This window comes from Lentzea sp. NEAU-D7 (assembly GCF_026242055.1).
In the GTDB taxonomy this organism is placed as follows: domain Bacteria; phylum Actinomycetota; class Actinomycetes; order Mycobacteriales; family Pseudonocardiaceae; genus Lentzea.
Genome location: NZ_JAPJDL010000003.1, coordinates 69,182 through 87,082, shown reverse-complemented (window position 1 = coordinate 87,082; position 17,901 = coordinate 69,182). Strand labels below are relative to the sequence as shown.

The following is a 17,901-nucleotide window of genomic DNA, read 5'->3' as shown; positions in this document are numbered from 1 at the left end:
CATGGGTGCGATCTCCACCGGGCTGATCGTGATGATCGCCGTGATCGCGGTTGTGCTGATCTTGGCGCTGATCACGCTGAGCAGGCTGTTCAAGAAGTGCGAGCAGGGCAAGGCGCTGATCGTCTCGAAGATGCGCAAGGTCGACGTGACCTTCACGGGCACAGTCGTGCTACCCGTTCTGCACAGATGCGAGACGATGGACATCTCGGTGAAGACCATCGAGATCCGCAGGGCCGGCAACGAGGGCCTGATCTGCAAGGACAACATCCGCGCGGACATCCGCATCACGTTCTTCGTGCGGGTCAACAAGACCGTCGAGGACGTCATCAAGGTCGCGCAGGCGATCGGCACCGAGCGCGCGAGCCACGAGGCCACGCTGCAGGAGCTGTTCAACGCCAAGTTCTCCGAGGCGCTCAAGACAGTCGGCAAGCAGCTCGACTTCGTCGACCTCTACACCCACCGCGACGAGTTCCGCGACCGGATCGTGCAGGTCATCGGCACCGACCTCAACGGCTACAGCCTCGAGGACGCGGCGATCGACTACCTGGAGCAGACGCCGCTCAAGCAGCTCGACCCGGCGAACATCCTGGACGCGCAGGGCATCCGCAAGATCACCGAGCTGACCGCGATCGAGCACGTCAAGACCAACGAGTTCACCCGCAACGAGGAGAAGGAGATCACGCGCCAGAACGTCAGCGCGCGTGAGGCGATCCTCGAGCTCGAACGGCGCCAGGCCGACGCGGAGATCAAGCAGAAGCGCGAGATCGAGACCGCCCGCGCGCAGCAGGAGGCGGAGACGCAGAAGGTGCAGGCCGAGGAACGCCTCAAGGCCAACACCGCCTTCATCCGCACCGAGGAGCAGCTCGGCATCCAGACCGAGAACAAGGCCCGCGAGATCGCCGTCGCCGAGAAGAACCGCGAGCGCGTGATCGCCGTCGAGACCGAGCGCATCGAGAAGGACCGCATGCTGGAGGTCATCGCCCGCGAACGCGAGACCTCGCTGCGCATGATCGAGAAGGACAAGGAGCTCGAGCACGAGCGCCGCGCGATCGCCGACCTGGTGCGCGAGCGCGTCGCCGTCGAGAAGACGGTGGCGGAGCAGGAGGAGAACATCAAGCGCCTCCGCGCGGTCGAGGAAGCCGAGCGCGACCGCCAGCAGCTCATCATCAGGGCCGAGGCCGAGGCGCAGGAGTCGCTGGTCAAGGACATCAAGGCCGCCGAGGCCGCGGAGCAGTCCGCGCAGCACAAGGCCAGGGAAGAGGTCGTGCTCGCCGAGGCGCGCAACAAGGCCGCCGAGCTGGACACCCGCTCCAAGATCCGTCTCGCGGAGGGCACGCAGGCCGAGGCCGCGGCCAAGGGCCTGGCGGACGCGCTGGTCAAGGAACGCGACGCCGCCGCGTCCGAGGCACTGGGCCGCGCCGAGGCCGTGGTCGACCGCGAGAAGGCCCTGGCCGACGCCGAGGGCATCAAGGAACGCCTGAAGGGCGAGGCGGAAGGCCTGTCGCACAAGGCGGAGGCGATGGCCGCGCTCGACACCGCGACCCGCGAGCACGAGGAGTACCGCCTGCGGCTCGAAGCCGAGAAGGAGATCCGCCTCAGGGGCATCGACGTGCAGCGCGAGATCGCCGAGGCCCAGGCCATGGTGCTCGCGGCCGGCCTGGAGAAGGCCGACATCGACATCATCGGTGGCGACACGATGTTCTTCGACAGGATCGCCAGCTCCATCACCGCGGGCAAGCAGGTCGACGGCTTCGTCGGCGGCTCCGACGTGGTGCAGGCGCTGGGCTCGAAGTGGATGGACGGGTCGGCGAACTTCCCCGAGGACCTGACCAAGATCCTCAGCTCGTTCACCACGGGTGACGCGCAGAACATCGCCGCCGCCATCGCGCTGACCCAGATGGCCAAGAACAACGGGCAGAACGCATGACGGTGTCCACTGCCTCCGGGCTGGACGCCGGCACTTACGAGGTGTTGCGGGCGAGGCTGGCCGACCAGGCCGGCGAGCTCGCCCGCAACACCGAGGCGCTGAACGCCCAGCGCGTCGAGACGTTCGGCAGCACCGCCCTCGAACTCCTCGCCACCGAACGCGTCCGCACCGAGAACAACTGCGTGCCGCGCGACATCGTCGCGCTCGGCGACGTGATGCTGTTCGGCTACAACGTGTTCATGGGTCTCAAGCCCGAGACCAAGGTCAGCGACGTCTTCGCGGTGCACGGCAGGGACTTCGGCACGGTCGAGGCGGAGTTCCTGCAGGACCCGAGGTTCCGCAACGACTTCGCCGAGCTGTACCGGTACTACCGCGAAACGCGGCTGCTCCAGCTGCGCACGGTCGAGTCGCGGCTGCTCGCGGTGTTCCAGACCGGCGCGCGGATCGAGGACATCCGCGTGCTGCGCTGGGACATCGAGGTCGACGGCACGGTCACCTACGTCGACAACCGCGGCGACCGCGACCACGTCTTCCCGCCCTCGCACGACTTCACGTGGGTGGAGACGACCCGCGAGCAGCACGTGCTGGGCCGGCACCCGCACATCGCGATCGACGACGAGGTCTTCGTCGAGACCGTCGGCGGCACGCTGACCGTCAAGATCGAGAACAACACCGAGTCCGGCCAGGGCGTGTACGAGGAGCCCGTCGACGAGCCCCTGCAGAGCCTCGCGGATGCCGACGTGCACTACGCCCGCGTCGGCCCGCTGATCCTGCTGCGCGTCCTGCCGTACAAGGAGACGGTGTGGCGGCACCTCGTCTTCAACACCCGCACCAAGGTGGTCACGCGGCTCGACGGCATCGGCCAGGCCTGCCAGCGCCTGCCGGAGGACCAGGGGATCATCTTCCCCGGCGGCTACTACCTGGTCACGGGCGCGGACAAGACCTTCGACGTCGACACCGACGAGCTGGAGTTCGAGCGGGTCGTGCGGTCCGCGAACGGCGAGGACGTGCTGTTCGTCTTCCACGCCCGCCGTGAGGGCCGCAGCCTCCTGCTGCCCTACAACGTGATCCGCAAGGAGGTCGCGACCCCCATCACCTGCCACGGCTACTCGCTCTTCGCCGACGGCACGCTGGTGGTCTTCCGCGAGACCGGCTCGGAAGCCGTGCGCGTGCACCCGATGCAGGTGTGGCGCACGCCGTTCGTCCTCGACGAGGTGCTGCCCGACCAGGCGGGCCCGCTCGCCCGCATCGGCAACGCCGAACTCGTCCGCGGCATCTCGGACTGCCTGTCCATCACCAGGATGAGCGCCGAGATGACCCCGAGCGTGCCGGTGTTCGAGGGCCTGATCGCCCTGTGCACCAGGGTGATCGACGGTGTCCACTGGCTCGGCGAGCTGGGACTCAAGCAGGACGTCCAGGCCGTGCGCGCCACGGCCGAGCAGGTGCTGGACGAGTTCGAGGCCGTCCGCACGCTCACCGAGCACGCCGCCGGGCAGCTCCACCAGGCCGCGGAGAAGCTGGCGAGCCTGATCAGGCTCGCCAGGTCGGCCGCGCCGCGCAGCGCCGACGAGTGGGTGCGTCTGCTGGCCGACCTGCGGTCCGCCCAGGGCCGGTTGATCACGCTCAAGGACCTGAACTACGTCGACGTCGAGGAGATCGACAGGCGCGAGGCGGAACTGGTCGAGGAGCTCGGTGCGTCCGCGCGCAGGGCCGTCGCGTTCCTCAGCGGTGAGGCCGCGTTCGCCCAGTACCACGAGGACATCGACCAGATCGCGGCCGCCGAGCTGAGGACCGCCGCCGAGGCGAAGCCGTTGCGCGAACGGCTCGCGCAGCAGCAGGCCGGGCTGGAGGTGCTGACCGAGGTCGTCAGCACCCTCGACGCCGCCGACACCACGACGCGCACGCAGATCCTGGCGAGCATCGGCGAGGTGCTGGCCGCGGTCAACCGCGCACGCGCCACTGTGGACGGTCGCCGGGCCCAGCTCGCGAACGTCGAGGGCCGCGCCGAGTTCGCCGCCGAGTTCGCGCTGCTCGGCCAGGCCATCACCGGCGCGCTGTCGGTCGCGGACACCCCGCAGCGGTGCGACGACCAGCTCGGCAGGCTGTTGCTGCAGCTGGAGAACCTGGAGTCGCGGTTCGGCGAGTTCGACGACTTCCTCGCCCAGGTCGGCGCCAAGCGCACGGACGTCTACGAGGCCTTCTCGGCCCGCAAGCAGACGCTGCTCGACGAACGCGCCCGCAGGGCCGACAGGCTCGTGCAGTCCGCGGAACGGGTGCTCGGCACGATCCGCCGCCGCGTCGGGAAGCTGACCTCGACCGACGAGATCAACACGTACTTCGCCGGCGATCCGATGGTCGCCAAGGTCCGCGCGGTGGCCGAGCAGCTCAGAGAGCTCGGCGACGTCAGGGCCGACGAGCTCGACGCGAGTCTGCGCGATGCCCGGCAAGAGGGAGGCCGGGCACTGCGCGACCGGGCCGATCTGTACGACGGCGCGTCGATCGTGCTCGGTCGCCACCGCTTCCCGGTGACGACCGAGCCGATGAACCTCACCCTCGTCCCGCGCGACGGCAGGCTGTTCTACGCGGTCACCGGCACCGACTACCGCAGCGAGGTCACCGATCCCGCGTTCGGGGCCACCAGGCCGTTCTGGGACCAGCTGCTCGTCTCGGAGACGCAGCACGTCTACCGCTCCGAGTACCTCGCGGGGAGCCTCCTCACCGCGGGCCGCACCGACGTCACGAACGCCGCCGCGGAACGCTACGACGAGGGTTACGAGAAGGGCGTTCACGACCACGACGCCGAGAGGATCCTCGCTGTCCTGCAACGGCTCCACGCCGGTGCAGGACTGCTCAGGTACCCGCCGCCGACCCGTGCGGCGGCGCAGATCTTCTGGGCCGAGCAGCCCGAGGAGCAACGCCAGGTGTGGGCGCGCAAGGCCGAGTCGCTGGCCCGCGCTCGCACGATCTTCGGTGGCACGCACGGGATTCCCGAGCTGTGCGGGCAGTTCGGGCTCGAAGAGCTCACCGCCGAGTACCTGTTCGAGGAACTCGCCTGCGAGCCTCGGGGGTTCGTCACCAGCAAGGCCGCCCGCGCGGTGATCGACAGGTTCCGCGCCGTGGTCACCGAGGAGCTCCACGACCGCGACCTGATCGAGGCGTGGCTCAGCGCGTTCCTGAAGGACGAGGACTGCCCGGAGTTCCCCGAGGTCGTGGCGATCCTGCTCACCGACCTGCCGCGCTACGACTCCAGCGCGGCGCTGACCGAGACCGTCACGGGCCTGCTCGGCACGCACCCCCGCGTGCGTGACCAGTCGATGGACCTGCGCCTCGACGAGACCCTGACCAGGCTCAGGGCTTTCACGACCGAGCAGGTGCCGGCTTTCCGCGCGTACCAGCGCCGGCGCGACGAGCTGCTGGCCGCGGAACGCCGCAGGCTCAGGCTCGACGACTACCGGCCGGCCGTGCTGAACACGTTCGTGCGCAACAGGTTGCTGAACGAGGTCTACCTGCCGCTGATCGGCGACAACCTCAGCAAGCAGCTGAACGACGGCACCGGCCTGCTGATGCTGATCTCCCCGCCCGGCTACGGCAAGACGACGCTGATGGAGTACGTCGCGAACCGCCTGGGCATGGTGTTCGTCAAGGTCAACGGCCCGGCGCTGGGCACCGGCGTCACCTCGCTCGACCCGGAGGAGGCACCGAACGCCACCGCGCGCCAGGAGGTCGAGCGGATCAACTTCGCGTTCGCCCTGGGCAGCAACGTCCTGCTGCACCTCGACGACATCCAGCACACGTCACCGGAGCTGCTGCAGAAGTTCATCTCGCTGTGCGACGCCCAACGCAGGATCGAGGGCGTCTGGGACGGCGAGCCGCGCACGTTCGACCTGCGGGGCAAGCGCTTCGCCGTGTCCATGGCCGGCAACCCGTACACCGAGACCGGCCGGGCGTTCCGGGTGCCCGACATGCTCGCGAACCGCGCGGACGTGTGGAACCTGGGCGACGTGCTGTCGGGTCGCGACGCCCTGTTCGCGTTGAGCTACCTGGAGAACGCCTCCGGCTCGAACCCGGTTCTGGGCGGCGTCGACGTGGAACCGCTGGTGCGCCTGGCGAACGGCGAGAGCGTCCGGCACGAGTACGAGACCGTCGAGCTCGAACGCATGCTGTCCGTCGTGCGGAAGCTGCGGCGGATCCAGCAGGTCGTGCTCAAGGTCAACCAGGCGTACATCGCGTCGGCGGCGGAGGAGTCCGAGCGGCCGTTCCTGTTGCAGGGCAGCTATCGCAACATGAACAGGATGGCCGCGCGGATCGTGCCCGCGATGAACGACGACGAGGTCGAGGCGTTGATCGACGACCACTACCTCGGCGAGGCGCAGCTGCTCGGCGCGCTGGCGGAAGCGAACCTGGCGAAGCTCAGGGAGCTCAAGGCCTAGTTGTCGTCACAGCTCAGCTCGAACCGGTCGAACCGGCCGCCGTCCGGCCCGCGCAGGTCGATCGGTTCGAGCTGGTGCTCCTCCAGCAGTTCGCAGAACTCCTTGGCGTTGAGCGGCCACTTCAGGCAGTGCTTGAAGTCGTCGCCGAGGAGCTTCGAGTCGCAGCGCAGCAGGTCGAGCAGGTCGGGCCGGGGCTTGCCCGGTCGCGGCGGCGGAGGCGGCGGCCGGTGTCCGGGGCGCGGAGGCGGCGGCCGGTCGGCGGCACCGGGTGGAGGCGGCGGGGGCGGTGGCGGAGGCGGAGGGTGCGGCCGCTCGGCCCCGACGGCGGAGACGGTGGTCGTGGCGGTCGCGGTGATGACCTCGGGCGGCAGGGGCGGCGGTGCGACCAGCCGGATGTCGACGGGCTTGTCCGGGGGTGCCGAGAACAGAGCCGCGATCAGGGCAGCGCCCATCACCGCGACCGCGGCTGTGAAGTAGCCGCGGCGTCTGACACCAGTCATCGCTTCCGCTCCCCAGGTTCCGCCTGCCCGGTAGCCGCCGTCCCCGTGGAATCGTTGCGCCCGCTAACGGTGTTACAGGCTCAGCCCGTCTTGTCCGGCCCGGCGGAGGTCAGCGAAATCCGCAGGATCACGCGTTGCTCGCGCTTCATCGCCGCGCGGTAGTCGTTCCAGTCGGCGTGCTCGCCGGAGATCGTCCGGTAGTACTGGACCAGCAGGTCCATGGCTTCGGGCAGCGGCACGACCGTCGCGGTCCCGTTGAGCTGGATCCAGCGGCCGAAGAAGCTGTCCGGCAGCACGCACAGCGAGACGTGCGGATCGCGCTCCACCTGCTTCGTCTTGTACGCGGTGGCTCGCGTGGAGACGAGCACGTCGCCGTTGTCGTCGAGCGCGACGAGCACCGGCGACATGGCCGGCGTCCCGTCGGACTTCAGTGCGCAGAACACCGCGCGGTGCTGACTGCGGAGAACTTCCCGTGCCTGGTCCAGGTCCATGGTCCTCATCCTGGCGAGGCGGGACGATGTCCGCATGCCCGATCCGAACTCCGTCAGCTGGCAGATGCACGCGGACCCGACGATGTGGATCGCCGGGATCGCGAGCCTCTACCTGCAGGCACTGCACCCCGAGGCGGTCGCGGGTGTCGTGCAGAACTCGAACTTCCAGGCCGATCCGCTCGGCAGGCTCAAGCGCACGGCGGACTTCGTCGGCCTCGGCGTCTACGGCACCGACGAGGAGATCGCCGTCGCCGCGGCGAGGGTGCGGGCCACGCACCGGAGTCTGCGCGGCGTCGTCGACGGCCGGACGTTCCGCGTGGACGAGCCCGAGCTGTTGCTCTGGGTACATTGCTCGGAGGTTTCGTGTTTCGAAACAGTGCTCGACCGCGCGGGGTACGGACTGTCCGACAGGCAGAAGGACCTCTACTACGCCGAGCAGCGATCCGCAGCGGCTTTGGTCGGATTGCACCCGGATGAAGTACCGGGATCCAGGCGTGAAATGACCGAGTACTTCGATCGGATGCGTCCCGTTCTGCGCCGAACGACCGATTCCGATGTGATCTACGACTTCTTGCACGGTCCGCCGGTGCGAGGCTGGGTCCGCCACGGACTGCCCGTGTACCGGGTTCTGGTGGGCCACCTGGCCTATTCGGTACTACCCGACTGGGCTCTCGAACTACACGGCCGCGAGCCGTACGCGCATGCCGACCTGTGGCTGCGAATGATGCGCCGAGCTGCGCTTTTGGTGCCTGGCAAGATCAGAAGGCTCGCTCCTCCCGGCCATCTCAGGCGCGCGATCGAGCGTCACGGAAAGCATGTGACACCGAGCAGAGCGAGGCTTCCGTAGTTGTCATACATCACAGTCGATCATCGCCGCAGGTCCGTAGCATTGCGCACGAATCCACAACACCCCCGGAAGGCCTGTCGTGATCCGTCGTGCCGCGCTACTGACTGCCATTGCGGTGTTCGCCACCGCCTGTGGGAGCGGTGACACCAGCACAGTCATCGGACGTGCCGACTCCGGGAAGCTGACGATCGGCATCCGCTACGACCAGCCCGGCATGAGCCAGCGGCGGCTCGACGGCCGGTACGTCGGCTTCGACGTGGACGTCGCCAAGTACGTGGCGAACGAGCTCGGGGTGGAGGAAGGTGGCATCACCTTCAAGGAGGCCCGCGGCGCCGCCCGCGAGTCGATGCTCGAGACCGGCGAGGCCGACCTGATCATCGCCTCGTACTCGATCACCGACGCCCGCAAGGAGAAGGTCGCCTTCGCCGGCCCGTACTTCGAGACGGGCCAGGGCATGCTGGTGCGCTACACCGAGAACTCGATCCAGGGCCCGGAGACCATGAACGGCCGCAAGCTGTGCTCGGTCAAGGGATCCACCTCCGCGCAGAAGGTGAAGACGGACTTCTCCCAGCAGGTGCAGATCGTCGAGTACGGCCAGTACTCCGACTGCGTGATCGCTCTCATGGCGGGCAACGTCGACGCCGTCACGACCGACGAGGTCATCCTCGCCGGGTTCGCCGCGGAGAACCCCGAGCTGCTCAAGCTCGTCGGCAAGACGTTCTCCAAGGAGCGCTACGGCGTCGGTGTGCCGAAGGGCGACGCCGAGTCGCGCGACGCCGTGAACAAGGCGATCGAGAAGATGATTTCGAGCGGTGAGTGGAAGCGGGCCCTCGAACGCAACGTCGGTCCGTCGGGTTACGAGATCCCGCAGCCACCCCAGATCACCGAGAAGTCCTAGCCGACGGCCGCGGACTTGGCGGTCCAGGCCGCCCAGTCGAGCGTCCACTGCCAGTAGTCGCCGTGCGCCGGCCCGTTCGGGTCGGCCAGGCCGAGCTGCACCGAGGAACCCACGACCTCGACCGGGTCGCCGACCATCGTCAGGTCGAAGAAGACCTTGGCGTTGGGACCGGACAGGTTCGCGCACCCGTGGGACACGTTCTCCTTGCCCTGCTGGGGGATCGTCTTGTCGTTCTCGTGCACGAACTCGCCGTTCTGCGAGATCAGCACCGCCCACGTGACCGCGACGTCGTAGTTGTAGACCCTGCTCTGCATCCTGCGCGAGGCTTCCTTCTGCTGCACCACGTGGATGCCGGACCGGGTCACCCTGCCCGGGTCGCTCTCCTTGCCGTACGAAGCCGGGAAGTCGTGCAGCAGAACGCCGTCGCGGTAGATCTCGAACCGCTTGGTCTGCGTGTTCGCCTTGGTCACCAGCGCGCGGTCCGCGATCTTGAACTGCGCGTGCACGTCCTCCTTGCCGAAGGCACCCCCGCCGAACGGCACGCCGTAGACGGCGACGTCGAGGAAGACCTCGGTGTTCGGCTTCCAGTACTCCTTCGGCCGCCAATGCGCCTCGGTGTCGGACAGCCACGCCCACGCGCCCTCGGTCGGCACGGACGTCTTGACGGACATCGCCTTCTGCACGGAGGCCTTGTCCTGCACGGGCGCGCTGAAGGTCACCTTCAACGGCATCGCGACGCCGTAGGTCTGGTTGTCGCCGACGTTCAGCTTCGCGCTGGTGAGCCGCTGCGGCTTGACGGTGCGGAACGACCCGGTGACCGGGACGTCGGTCCCGTCCTCACCCTTGGCCGAGCCGGACCAGGTGTAGGCCTTGCCGTAGGCCAGGTCCTCGGTGGCGACCCAGCGCCCGGTGGAGAGCTCCCCCTTCACCACCCGGCCGTCGGAGCCCGTCAGCACGACGGAGGTCAGCGCGCCACCGGTCATTCCGACCTCGAATGGTCCGGCCGGGCTGATCCCCTCGCCTGATGACGGGGTAACGGTGAGTACTGCCTTCGCCTTCTGCTCCGCGGCCGGAGCGGTGGCTTGTGAACCGGCCCCAGACGCACCATCGGGTGCGGCGCTGCAGGCGGTCAATCCCAGTAGTAGAGCCAAAACCAGTGGCCGGAACACGTTTCTCCCCAAGATCCCCTCGTCCAACGAACATGAGGACGCGCGGCCGTGGAACACGTTGCTCGGGAAATTGCGTTCACCCACCCGGACCAGCGGGTTTCCTCCTGTTGAGGCACGCAACCGGCCAGTAATGACCTGTAGTGCTATGACCAATCACACGTTAGGCTGACCCGCGCAGGCCGTGGTTTCTGTGTTCGTGCTTCACACGCTCGCGGAACGACACGCGGGCGTGCGGTGCGCTCTCAGCGAGTTTGCCTAACGCCCCCGGGACGGCCGGGGTTGCACGGTGCAGCCCCAAGCTTTCCTGCGATGGAGGCAGGTACATGGCACAGGGCACTGTCAAGTGGTTCAACTCCGAAAAGGGCTTTGGCTTCATCGCCCAGGACAACGGCGGCGCTGACGTCTTCGTCCACTACTCGGAGATCCAGGGTCAGGGTTTCCGCACCCTGGAGGAGAACCAGCGAGTGGAGTTCGAGGTCGGCCAGGGCACCAAGGGTCCGCAGGCCCAGAACGTCCGCGCGGTCTGAGGTTTGTAATACGCCGCAATTGAGTCGTACGCGAGAAGGACCCTCGACCGGGCTTGGTCGAGGGTCCTTCTTCGTCTTCGCTCTGGACTAGTGGCCGCGCTGACGCGCTTCCCACTCCAGGCGCTGCATGACCCACTCCGTGGCGAGAGCCTGCGGGGAGGTCTGGCGCTCGGCAGCGAGTTCCTTGAGCTGCTCGTTGGCCATCAGCTGCAGCCGCAGTTGGTACACCTGAGCGCTGCCGAAGCCCGAGGCGGTGGTCTCGTTGTCCGCGTCCGGGGCCAGGGCGGCCAGGTAGGAGGTCAGCTCGTCGTCGTGCGACGTCTCCGGCTGCTGCGGGTCGTCCGCAGGGCGGTGACGGCCGGACTTGGAGCGTCCGAGGGATCCGATAGGCACCGGGACACGATAACGGCTCGGTCACGGAAGCCAAACCCCTGTGAGCCGGGTCACCCCAAGGTGTCACCGGCACCCACTCTGAGTGGATCTCCCGCACCCGCCACGAGGTCGTGCGTTCCAGCGACCGCAGAGCTGCGGAGGCCCCCGCGCCAGGGGGAGGAACGCGGGGGCCGGAGGGGATCTCCACAGGCGCTGACCGGGGGTGTGTCAGCTTTTGGATTGTTGCACGCGCACGCGCTCGTTGGGGAGTGTTCGCAACGAGATTCTTATGCCGCCGATGCGCGGAAACCCCGTAGTCGCAAGCTGTTGGTAACAACGAACACGCTGCTGAAGGCCATTGCGGCGCCCGCGATCATGGGGTTCAGCAGACCCAGGGCCGCGAGTGGAAGTCCAGCGACGTTGTAGGCGAACGCCCAGAAGAGGTTCCCCTTGATCGTGCTCAAAGTCTTGCGGGACAACCGAATCGCATCCGCCGCCACGCGCAGGTCACCGCGCACCAGGGTCAGGTCGCTCGCCTCGATCGCGACGTCGGTCCCGGTTCCCATGGCCAGCCCCAGATCCGCGGCGGCGAGGGCCGGCGCGTCGTTCACGCCGTCGCCGACCATGGCCACAACTCGGCCCTGTGCCTGGAGATTCCGAACCGCTTCGACTTTGCCGGACGGCAGGACATCGGCAATGACCTCGTCGATGCCTACCTCGGCCGCGACCTCGGCGGCCACGAAGGCGTTGTCGCCGGTCAGCAACACCGGCCGCAAACCGAGTTCCCTCAGTTCCCGAATCGCTTGTGCGGACGTGGGTTTCACGACGTCCGCCACGACAATGGCGCCGACAACCTTGTCATCAAAGGAAACCGCGACAACAGTCCGAGTTGTGTGGGCAAGCAGGGCCTCAGTCAATTCCCGGGAAAGCACGACGTCGCGCACACGGCCCACGACGACGCGCCGGCCCTCGACCGTTCCGCTGACGCCCACGCCGTCCGTGGAAACGAAGTCGGACACCGGGGGAACGTCGCCGGCCGCGCGGACGACGGCCGCGCCGATCGGGTGCTCGGACGCGCTCTCGACGGCCGCCGCGAACCTCAGCACCTCGTCCCGATCCACCCCCGCCGCGGGGATCACGTCCACCAGCGCCAGGCGGCCGGTCGTGACGGTGCCGGTCTTGTCCAGCACGACGGTGTCCACCCGCCGCGTCGACTCGAGCACCTCGGGGCCCTTCACCAGGATGCCGAGCTGGGCGCCGCGGCCGGTGCCCACGAGCAGCGCCGTCGGCGTCGCGAGGCCCAGGGCGCAGGGGCACGCGATCACGAGCACCGCCACCGCCGTCGTCACCGCGAACTCCAGCGGCCGCCCGGCGAGCAGCCACGCGCCGAACGACGCCAGCGCGATCAGCACGACGACCGGGACGAAGACGGCGGACACCCGGTCCGCGAGCCGCTGCACCTCGGCCTTGCCGGCCTGGGCCTGCTCGACCAGCCTGGCCATCCGCGCGAGCTGCGTGTCCGCGCCGACGGAGGAGGCCTCGACGACCAGCCTGCCGCCCGCGTTGACGGTGCCGCCGACGACCTGATCGCCCACGCCGACCTCGACCGGCACCGATTCCCCGGTGACCATCGAGCGGTCCACGGCCGAGCTGCCGTCGACCACTAGGCCGTCGGTGGCGACGCGCTCACCCGGACGGACCACGAAGCGGTCGCCGGCCCGGAGCCGGCCGATCGGCACGCGGGTCTCGACGCCGTCGCGCAGCACCGCCACGTCCTTGGCGCCGAGCGCGAGCAGCGACCGCAGGGCCGCGCCCGCACTGCGCTTCGAACGGGCCTCCAGCCAGCGTCCGAGCAGCAGGAACACGGTCACTCCGACCGCGACCTCGAGGTAGATGTCGCCGGAGGTGCCGAGCCGGGGCAGCAGGCTGAACTCGTGCCGCATCCCTACGGTGCCGGCCTCGCCGAACACCAGCGCGTAGAGCGACCAGAGGTACGAGACCGTGACGCCCATCGACACGAGGGTGTCCATGGTGCTGGCGCCGTGCCGAGCGTTGACGAAGGCCGCGCGGTGGAACGGCCAGCCGCACACCCACACGACCACGCTCGCCAGCGCCAGCGACACCCACTGCCAGGTCGGGAACTGCCACGCCGGGATCATCGAGAACGCGATCACCGGCATGCCGAGCGCCGCGGCGAGGGTGACCCTCAGCCGCAGCTCACCGGCCTCGTCCACGTCGGGAGCCTCGGGCCGGGGCTCCTCCGCGTCGTAACCCGCCGCCCGCACGGTCGACACGAGGTCGTCGACCCGCAGGGTGCCCGGGAACTGGACGCTGGCCTTCTCGGTCGCGTAGTTCACGGTCGCGGAGACGCCGTCGAGCTTGTTCAGCTTGCGTTCGACGCGGTTCGCACAGGAGGCGCACGTCATGCCGCTGATGCTGAGCTCGACGTGGCGAGGCTCGGTCGTGGTCATGCGACCTGGTACCCGGCCTCGGTGACGGCGGCGACGACCTCGGCGCGGTCGAGCTCGCGGTCGCTGGTCACGGTGACCGCGCCGGTCTCCAGGACGACGTCGACACCGGTGACGCCCGGGACCTCGGTCAGCTCCTCGGTGACGGAGCTGACGCAGTGGCCGCAGGTCATGCCGGTGACGGTGTAGGTGGCGCTGACGGACATCGGAGCCCTTTCTCTCTTCGGGCTTCCGAGTCTATACCCCCCTGGGGTAAGCGTTCTACTGAGGACTGTCGGGTTTGGGCTGGTCCAGGTTCTGCAGGTCGCTCTCGATCTTGTTGACCAGGTCGTCGAGGCCCTCGAGCATCTTGTCGAGCTCGGCCATCCGCGAGCCGAACGCGGACTCGATGTCGGCGTCGATGGTGTTCAGATCGATGCCGCTGAGCGCCTTGAAGATCGCCTCCTGGTCGGGTGGAGGAGGTGTTGGGGACGCGTTTTGGCCCTCTGCATCGGGGGAAGGCTCCGGCGTGGGGTCGGTCATCGGTCCATCATCCACTGGCCAGTTCCCCACCGGTGCGCACGGCACCAGTACGGAAAGTAACGCTGGGTGTCGGTGGAATCACTCTGCGGGGGGCTGCGGCCGTTGTCCCAGGTCGCTTAGCCTCGCGCCAACCTCAAGTCGGGGAGGGTGCTCATGAGCGGGTCACTGGAAGTGCGGAAGTTCCTGTTCACGCAGGACGACAGCATGTCGCGACAGGGCGGGCCGAACGTGCCGGCCCAGCGCAGCGGAGAACCCTCGCGGATCTCCGACGAACAGGTCCACCGGGCCAGGCTCGCGGTCGCCAGGAGTGCACTGGGCACCGAGGACTGCCGGACGCTGCTGGACATGCTGGGCCTGTCACCGGGCGAGGACGGCGGGGTGCCCCCGGTTCAGCGGTGAACGTCGTGCACACGCGAAAGCGGCCCTGACTCCAGGCGCGCACCCCCCGGAGCGCGTCTGCAGAACAGGGCCGCATCTCGAAACATACCCACGGGTCTCTTTAGCGGCAACGGCTAACCTTCACCCATGCCCCAGCAGGACCGGGCGTACGCGACACGTGAGGCGATACTCCACGCCGCGGCGGAGGAGTTCGACCGGCTCGGGTACGAGCGCACGTCGCTGACCGCCGTGCTCGCGCGCGCCGGACTCACCAAGGGCGCGTTCTACTTCCACTTCCCCTCGAAGGAAGCGGTCGCCGATGCCCTGGTCGAACGGCAGAGCGAGCTGTGGGCGCAGGTGAGGGAGTCGTGGCGGCTGCGCGCAGTCGACCCCCTGAGCGCCCTGCACGGCATGTTCGCCGAGTCGGCCGACCGGATGGCGGCCGACGTGGTGCTGCGCGCCGGCGTGCGGCTCGCCGCCGATCGCGAGGTCGGTTATCCGGGCGTCCCGAGCGCGCACGTCATGTGGGAGAAGCTCATCGCCGCCTACGTGATCGAGGCGGCCGAGCGCGGAGACCTGCGGGCCGGTGTCGATCCCGAGGCCGTGGCGCGCACGTTGTGCGGCGCGGCGCTCGGTTCGCGGTTGATCTCCTCGGCCACGACCGCGTGCGCGGATTTCCCCGTGCGGATCCGCGAGGTTCTGGGGCACGTGCTGGCCGGCGTCGCGTCTCCCGGCTGGAAGTTGTCTGGATCACAAACTGCTTCTGAACCGGCGTGACGGGCCCGAACGGCCCTGAACAGGCATTTGTTGATCTGGGCGATCCGGCCTGGAAGGGGGTTTCAGCAGGTCAGCGCATAAGTGGGACCCCCGTTTTGGAGGTGCGCGGACCTATGGCATATGCTTACGATGCTTCCAGAGACCAGCTAGTCCCCATCATCTAGCGGCCTAGGATCCCGCCCTTTCAAGGCGGTCGCGCGGGTTCGAATCCCGTTGGGGGCACGCAGTAAAGTACGGTACGGTAAGACAGCACGAAGCAAGGCCCAGTGGCGCAGTTGGTTAGCGCGTCGCCCTGTCACGGCGAAGGTCGCGGGTTCGAGTCCCGTCTGGGTCGCTTTACTTTCTCATGGCCAGGTAGCTCAGTTGGTACGAGCGACCGCCTGAAAAGCGGTAGGTCGGCGGTTCGACCCCGCCCCTGGCCATACCTTCTTCGAAAGAAGCCCCACAGAGTTTCTGTGGGGCTTCTTTCGTCATGCGCTGAAGGTGATTCGCGCGATCGCCTGGTCGTCGTGCGTTTTGTGCCGGGGCCAAAGCCGGTGTTCCGAATCATCGCGTTCTGCTTCGCGGATTCGGTCGAGCACTTCGCCGAGCGGCAATTGCTCCAGGTCCTCCCAGGAGAAAAGCCCGTACACGGACACTCCACAGGAGACACCGTCCGTGAGAGCGATCACACTCTCGGTCTCCTCGCGGCGCCAGGTCGCCGTCAGGGCCTGGTGTCCCGCTGCGGGATCGGCCTCCGCGACCCAGTACCCGCCCGCTTTGTTCTTCCACCTGAGGATGTCCGGATCGGGCCGGAGGTCTTCAAGTCTGGTGTCCTCGAGCACTCGGGTCGACCGTCCGAACGCGACAACCGGGCTGTCGCACAGCACGAGCGCCTCGATCGTGTCGTCGTTCCAGCGCACCACCGAGGCGGTCGCGGCGGGCGAGTCGCCCGGGACGAGGTCGTGTTCCGCCACGAGGTTCGAGATGGCTCGGGCGAGCAGGTCCGTCAGCGGATCGGTGCCGTCGAGCAGCCGGACCAGTTCGTCGGCGAGTTTCGAGGCGTACCAGCCACCGTTGCGATCGGGTGGCCTGGTTCGCGAGGTCACGCCGTCGAGCACGACGACGGCGTTCGGCAGCACGCGGATTCGATCTTCGGTGACTCGGCCCGGAGCCCCCTGCTCGGCGGTCTCGATCTTCACGCTCCCACGGTACGTGTCAACTTCGGTTGACGGATGCCGGTTGTCAACGTAGGTTGACGGCATGACAGAAGCGACGGATCTCGCCACAGCGGCTGGGGATCGCGACCCGAAGGTCGGGTTGCGGGCCGTCAGCGCGTTGCGGCGACTGCTCGAACACCTGGAGGCGGCCCAGGTCCGCAGTGCGCGGGCGCAGGGCTGGTCGTGGCAGGACATCGCGGCGGAGCTCGGGGTGTCCCGCCAGGCGGTCCACAAGAAGCACGGGGGGCGATGATGATCGCGGAACGGTTCACGAAGGAAGCCCGCGAGGCGGTCAAGACCGCGGTGCGGGAGGCGGAGCAGATCCACGCCGCCGAGGTCGGGGTGGAGCACCTGCTGCTGGCGTTGCTCGACTCGCCGGCGCTGGCCGGGTTCGACCTGCCGCGCGGCGAGCTGGAGACGGCGTTCCGGGACTACCGGCGCAAGGGCGGGCTGACCAAGGCCGACGCGGAAGCGTTGCGCGGCTTGGGAATCGACGTCGACGCGGTGATCGAGTCGGTGGAGCAGTCACTCGGGACCGGGGTGCTGCGGCCAGGCCCGCGCCGGCGGTGGTTCGGGATGCCCCTCGAACCGGCCGTGAAGAAGGCGCTGGAGAACTCGTTGCGCGAGTCGCGCGACCTCGGCCACAACTACCTCGGTGTGGAGCACATCCTGCTGGCGTTGTTGCAGGGCAAGGGAATCGTGGCCGAGGTCCTGACGGAACGAGGTGTCACGTACGAGGAAGTTCGCAAGCGGGCCGCGAGCGCTCGCGCCAGGTGAGCGCGGGCAGGAACAGCTGCGCGAGCGGGCCGATGCCGAGCGCGTAGAGGACCGTGCCGATGCCGACCGTGCCGCCGAGCAGCCAGCCGGTGCCGAGCACGAGCAGTTCGAGCACGGTCCGCGTGAGCCGCAGGGAGATGCCCGTGCGGCGGCAGAAACCGGTGACCAGGCCGTCGCGCGGACCTGGTCCGAGCCGGGAACCGACGTACGCGGCGAACGCGACGGCGTTCAGGACGATGCCCAGCGTCAGGAACACGATCCGGGGCAGGAGTCCTTCCGGCGCGGGCAGGAGCCAGAGCGTGACGTCGACGCTGACCGCGATGAGCACGACGTTCGCGATCGTGCCGATGCCGGGCTTCTGCCGGAGCGGGATCCAGGCCAGCAGGACGAGCACACCGGTGATCGCGGTGATCAGGCCGAAGCTCAGGCCGGTGATCTTCGCGAGGCCCTCGTGCAGCACGTCCCACGGGTTCAGGCCGAGCGTCGCTCGGATCTGCAACGCCATGCTCGCGCCGTAGAGCCACAGCCCTGCGAACAGCTGCGGGAGGCGACGGGCTGGTGAGATCCGGACGGAGACCTGGTGGAGTGCGGTCATGGAGGCCATGTGGCTATGTTGCGC

General features: G+C 68.4%; 18 protein-coding genes and 3 tRNA genes. 12 read left to right on the top strand and 9 right to left on the bottom strand.

The window, feature by feature from the left end:
- Window position 1: 1 nt before the first annotated feature.
- Together ORI60_RS07230 and ORI60_RS07225 are read left to right on the top strand one after the other, a co-directional pair.
- Complete coding sequence (locus ORI60_RS07230; protein WP_266035621.1) at window positions 2–1,927, top strand: SPFH domain-containing protein; 1,926 nt, start codon at window positions 2–4, stop codon at window positions 1,925–1,927.
- Complete coding sequence (locus tag ORI60_RS07225; RefSeq protein WP_266035619.1) at window positions 1,924–6,357, top strand: DNA repair ATPase; 4,434 nt, start codon at window positions 1,924–1,926, stop codon at window positions 6,355–6,357. The genes ORI60_RS07230 and ORI60_RS07225 overlap by 4 nt, the downstream gene beginning before the upstream one ends.
- Here ORI60_RS07225 and ORI60_RS07220 read toward each other — a convergent pair.
- Together ORI60_RS07220 and ORI60_RS07215 are read right to left on the bottom strand one after the other, a co-directional pair.
- Window positions 6,354–6,857, bottom strand: a complete 504-nt coding sequence (locus tag ORI60_RS07220; RefSeq protein ID WP_266035617.1) for a hypothetical protein — start codon at window positions 6,855–6,857, stop codon at window positions 6,354–6,356. The genes ORI60_RS07225 and ORI60_RS07220 overlap by 4 nt on opposite strands.
- Window positions 6,858–6,937: 80 nt before the next feature.
- Complete coding sequence (locus tag ORI60_RS07215) at window positions 6,938–7,348, bottom strand: PPOX class F420-dependent oxidoreductase (RefSeq protein ID WP_266035616.1); 411 nt, start codon at window positions 7,346–7,348, stop codon at window positions 6,938–6,940.
- A 34-nt stretch (window positions 7,349–7,382) separates the two neighbouring features.
- On the opposite strand from ORI60_RS07215, the gene ORI60_RS07210 reads away from it, so the two are divergent.
- Entirely contained in the window at window positions 7,383–8,195 is an 813-nt protein-coding gene (locus ORI60_RS07210) for an oxygenase MpaB family protein (RefSeq protein WP_266035615.1), read from the top strand.
- Window positions 8,196–8,277: 82 nt separating this feature from the next.
- The gene (locus tag ORI60_RS07205) at window positions 8,278–9,093 is read left to right on the top strand and encodes a glutamate ABC transporter substrate-binding protein (RefSeq protein WP_416234378.1); all 816 of its coding nucleotides are present in this window, start codon (window positions 8,278–8,280) and stop codon (window positions 9,091–9,093) included.
- Here the strand turns inward: ORI60_RS07205 and ORI60_RS07200 are convergent.
- Window positions 9,090–10,262: a L,D-transpeptidase gene (locus ORI60_RS07200; protein WP_266035612.1), complete on the bottom strand. Its 1,173-nt coding sequence runs from the start codon at window positions 10,260–10,262 to the stop codon at window positions 9,090–9,092. The two genes, ORI60_RS07205 and ORI60_RS07200, sit on opposite strands and share 4 nt — an antisense overlap.
- A gap of 323 nt (window positions 10,263–10,585) precedes the next feature.
- On the opposite strand from ORI60_RS07200, the gene ORI60_RS07195 reads away from it, so the two are divergent.
- Window positions 10,586–10,789 (top strand): cold-shock protein, encoded by a 204-nt coding sequence (locus tag ORI60_RS07195; protein ID WP_030477903.1) that lies wholly within the window; start codon window positions 10,586–10,588, stop codon window positions 10,787–10,789.
- 87 nt (window positions 10,790–10,876) lie between these two features.
- Here the strand turns inward: ORI60_RS07195 and ORI60_RS07190 are convergent, their stop codons facing one another.
- From ORI60_RS07190 to ORI60_RS07175, 4 genes are all read right to left on the bottom strand, one after another.
- The gene (locus ORI60_RS07190; RefSeq protein WP_266035609.1) at window positions 10,877–11,182 is read right to left on the bottom strand and encodes a hypothetical protein; all 306 of its coding nucleotides are present in this window, start codon (window positions 11,180–11,182) and stop codon (window positions 10,877–10,879) included.
- A 266-nt stretch (window positions 11,183–11,448) separates the two neighbouring features.
- Window positions 11,449–13,632 (bottom strand): heavy metal translocating P-type ATPase, encoded by a 2,184-nt coding sequence (locus ORI60_RS07185; protein WP_266035607.1) that lies wholly within the window; start codon window positions 13,630–13,632, stop codon window positions 11,449–11,451.
- Complete coding sequence (locus ORI60_RS07180) at window positions 13,629–13,835, bottom strand: heavy-metal-associated domain-containing protein (protein ID WP_266035605.1); 207 nt, start codon at window positions 13,833–13,835, stop codon at window positions 13,629–13,631. Before ORI60_RS07180 ends, ORI60_RS07185 begins: the two co-directional genes overlap by 4 nt.
- A 55-nt stretch (window positions 13,836–13,890) precedes the next feature.
- A complete protein-coding gene (locus ORI60_RS07175) occupies window positions 13,891–14,151 on the bottom strand; it encodes a hypothetical protein (protein WP_266035603.1) in 261 nt (86 codons plus the stop codon).
- 153 nt (window positions 14,152–14,304) lie between these two features.
- Here ORI60_RS07175 and ORI60_RS07170 point away from each other — a divergent pair, with 153 nt between their 5' ends.
- From ORI60_RS07170 to ORI60_RS07150, 5 genes are all read left to right on the top strand, one after another.
- Window positions 14,305–14,550 (top strand): hypothetical protein, encoded by a 246-nt coding sequence (locus ORI60_RS07170; protein WP_266035601.1) that lies wholly within the window; start codon window positions 14,305–14,307, stop codon window positions 14,548–14,550.
- Between the two features lie 126 nt (window positions 14,551–14,676).
- Complete coding sequence (locus tag ORI60_RS07165) at window positions 14,677–15,306, top strand: ScbR family autoregulator-binding transcription factor (protein ID WP_266035599.1); 630 nt, start codon at window positions 14,677–14,679, stop codon at window positions 15,304–15,306.
- Between the two features lie 149 nt (window positions 15,307–15,455).
- Window positions 15,456–15,528 (top strand) — tRNA-Glu (locus tag ORI60_RS07160).
- Between the two features lie 38 nt (window positions 15,529–15,566).
- A tRNA-Asp gene (locus tag ORI60_RS07155) sits at window positions 15,567–15,640 on the top strand.
- A 14-nt stretch (window positions 15,641–15,654) separates the two neighbouring features.
- Window positions 15,655–15,728, top strand: a tRNA-Phe gene (locus ORI60_RS07150).
- 48 nt (window positions 15,729–15,776) lie between these two features.
- On the opposite strand, the gene ORI60_RS07145 is transcribed toward ORI60_RS07150, so the two are convergent.
- Window positions 15,777–16,487 (bottom strand): protein phosphatase 2C domain-containing protein, encoded by a 711-nt coding sequence (locus tag ORI60_RS07145; RefSeq protein ID WP_266035597.1) that lies wholly within the window; start codon window positions 16,485–16,487, stop codon window positions 15,777–15,779.
- 61 nt (window positions 16,488–16,548) lie between these two features.
- Between ORI60_RS07145 and ORI60_RS07140 the strand changes: the two genes are divergently transcribed.
- Entirely contained in the window at window positions 16,549–16,758 is a 210-nt protein-coding gene (locus tag ORI60_RS07140; RefSeq protein WP_030473166.1) for a helix-turn-helix domain-containing protein, read from the top strand.
- The gene (locus ORI60_RS07135) at window positions 16,755–17,282 is read left to right on the top strand and encodes a Clp protease N-terminal domain-containing protein (RefSeq protein WP_266035592.1); all 528 of its coding nucleotides are present in this window, start codon (window positions 16,755–16,757) and stop codon (window positions 17,280–17,282) included. Before ORI60_RS07140 ends, ORI60_RS07135 begins: the two co-directional genes overlap by 4 nt.
- Here ORI60_RS07135 and ORI60_RS07130 read toward each other — a convergent pair.
- On the bottom strand, window positions 17,233–17,886 hold the full coding sequence (locus ORI60_RS07130; RefSeq protein WP_266035590.1) for a YczE/YyaS/YitT family protein: 654 nt from the start codon (window positions 17,884–17,886) through the stop codon (window positions 17,233–17,235). The two genes, ORI60_RS07135 and ORI60_RS07130, sit on opposite strands and share 50 nt — an antisense overlap.
- Window positions 17,887–17,901: the final 15 nt, after the last annotated feature.

What these genes read in the sequence shown, in the direction of transcription:
- ORI60_RS07140 (WP_030473166.1), top strand. Translation starts at nt 16,549, where the DNA reads ATGACAGAAGCGACGGATCTCGCCACAGCGGCTGGGGATCGCGACCCG.
- ORI60_RS07220 (WP_266035617.1), bottom strand. Translation starts at nt 6,857, where the DNA reads ATGACTGGTGTCAGACGCCGCGGCTACTTCACAGCCGCGGTCGCGGTG.
- ORI60_RS07215 (WP_266035616.1), bottom strand. Translation starts at nt 7,348, where the DNA reads ATGGACCTGGACCAGGCACGGGAAGTTCTCCGCAGTCAGCACCGCGCG.
- ORI60_RS07175 (WP_266035603.1), bottom strand. Translation starts at nt 14,151, where the DNA reads ATGACCGACCCCACGCCGGAGCCTTCCCCCGATGCAGAGGGCCAAAAC.
- ORI60_RS07135 (WP_266035592.1), top strand. Translation starts at nt 16,755, where the DNA reads ATGATGATCGCGGAACGGTTCACGAAGGAAGCCCGCGAGGCGGTCAAG.
- ORI60_RS07225 (WP_266035619.1), top strand. Translation starts at nt 1,924, where the DNA reads ATGACGGTGTCCACTGCCTCCGGGCTGGACGCCGGCACTTACGAGGTG.
- ORI60_RS07185 (WP_266035607.1), bottom strand. Translation starts at nt 13,632, where the DNA reads ATGACCACGACCGAGCCTCGCCACGTCGAGCTCAGCATCAGCGGCATG.
- ORI60_RS07210 (WP_266035615.1), top strand. Translation starts at nt 7,383, where the DNA reads ATGCCCGATCCGAACTCCGTCAGCTGGCAGATGCACGCGGACCCGACG.
- ORI60_RS07195 (WP_030477903.1), top strand. Translation starts at nt 10,586, where the DNA reads ATGGCACAGGGCACTGTCAAGTGGTTCAACTCCGAAAAGGGCTTTGGC.
- ORI60_RS07170 (WP_266035601.1), top strand. Translation starts at nt 14,305, where the DNA reads ATGAGCGGGTCACTGGAAGTGCGGAAGTTCCTGTTCACGCAGGACGAC.
- ORI60_RS07180 (WP_266035605.1), bottom strand. Translation starts at nt 13,835, where the DNA reads ATGTCCGTCAGCGCCACCTACACCGTCACCGGCATGACCTGCGGCCAC.
- ORI60_RS07130 (WP_266035590.1), bottom strand. Translation starts at nt 17,886, where the DNA reads ATGGCCTCCATGACCGCACTCCACCAGGTCTCCGTCCGGATCTCACCA.
- ORI60_RS07165 (WP_266035599.1), top strand. Translation starts at nt 14,677, where the DNA reads ATGCCCCAGCAGGACCGGGCGTACGCGACACGTGAGGCGATACTCCAC.
- ORI60_RS07230 (WP_266035621.1), top strand. Translation starts at nt 2, where the DNA reads ATGGGTGCGATCTCCACCGGGCTGATCGTGATGATCGCCGTGATCGCG.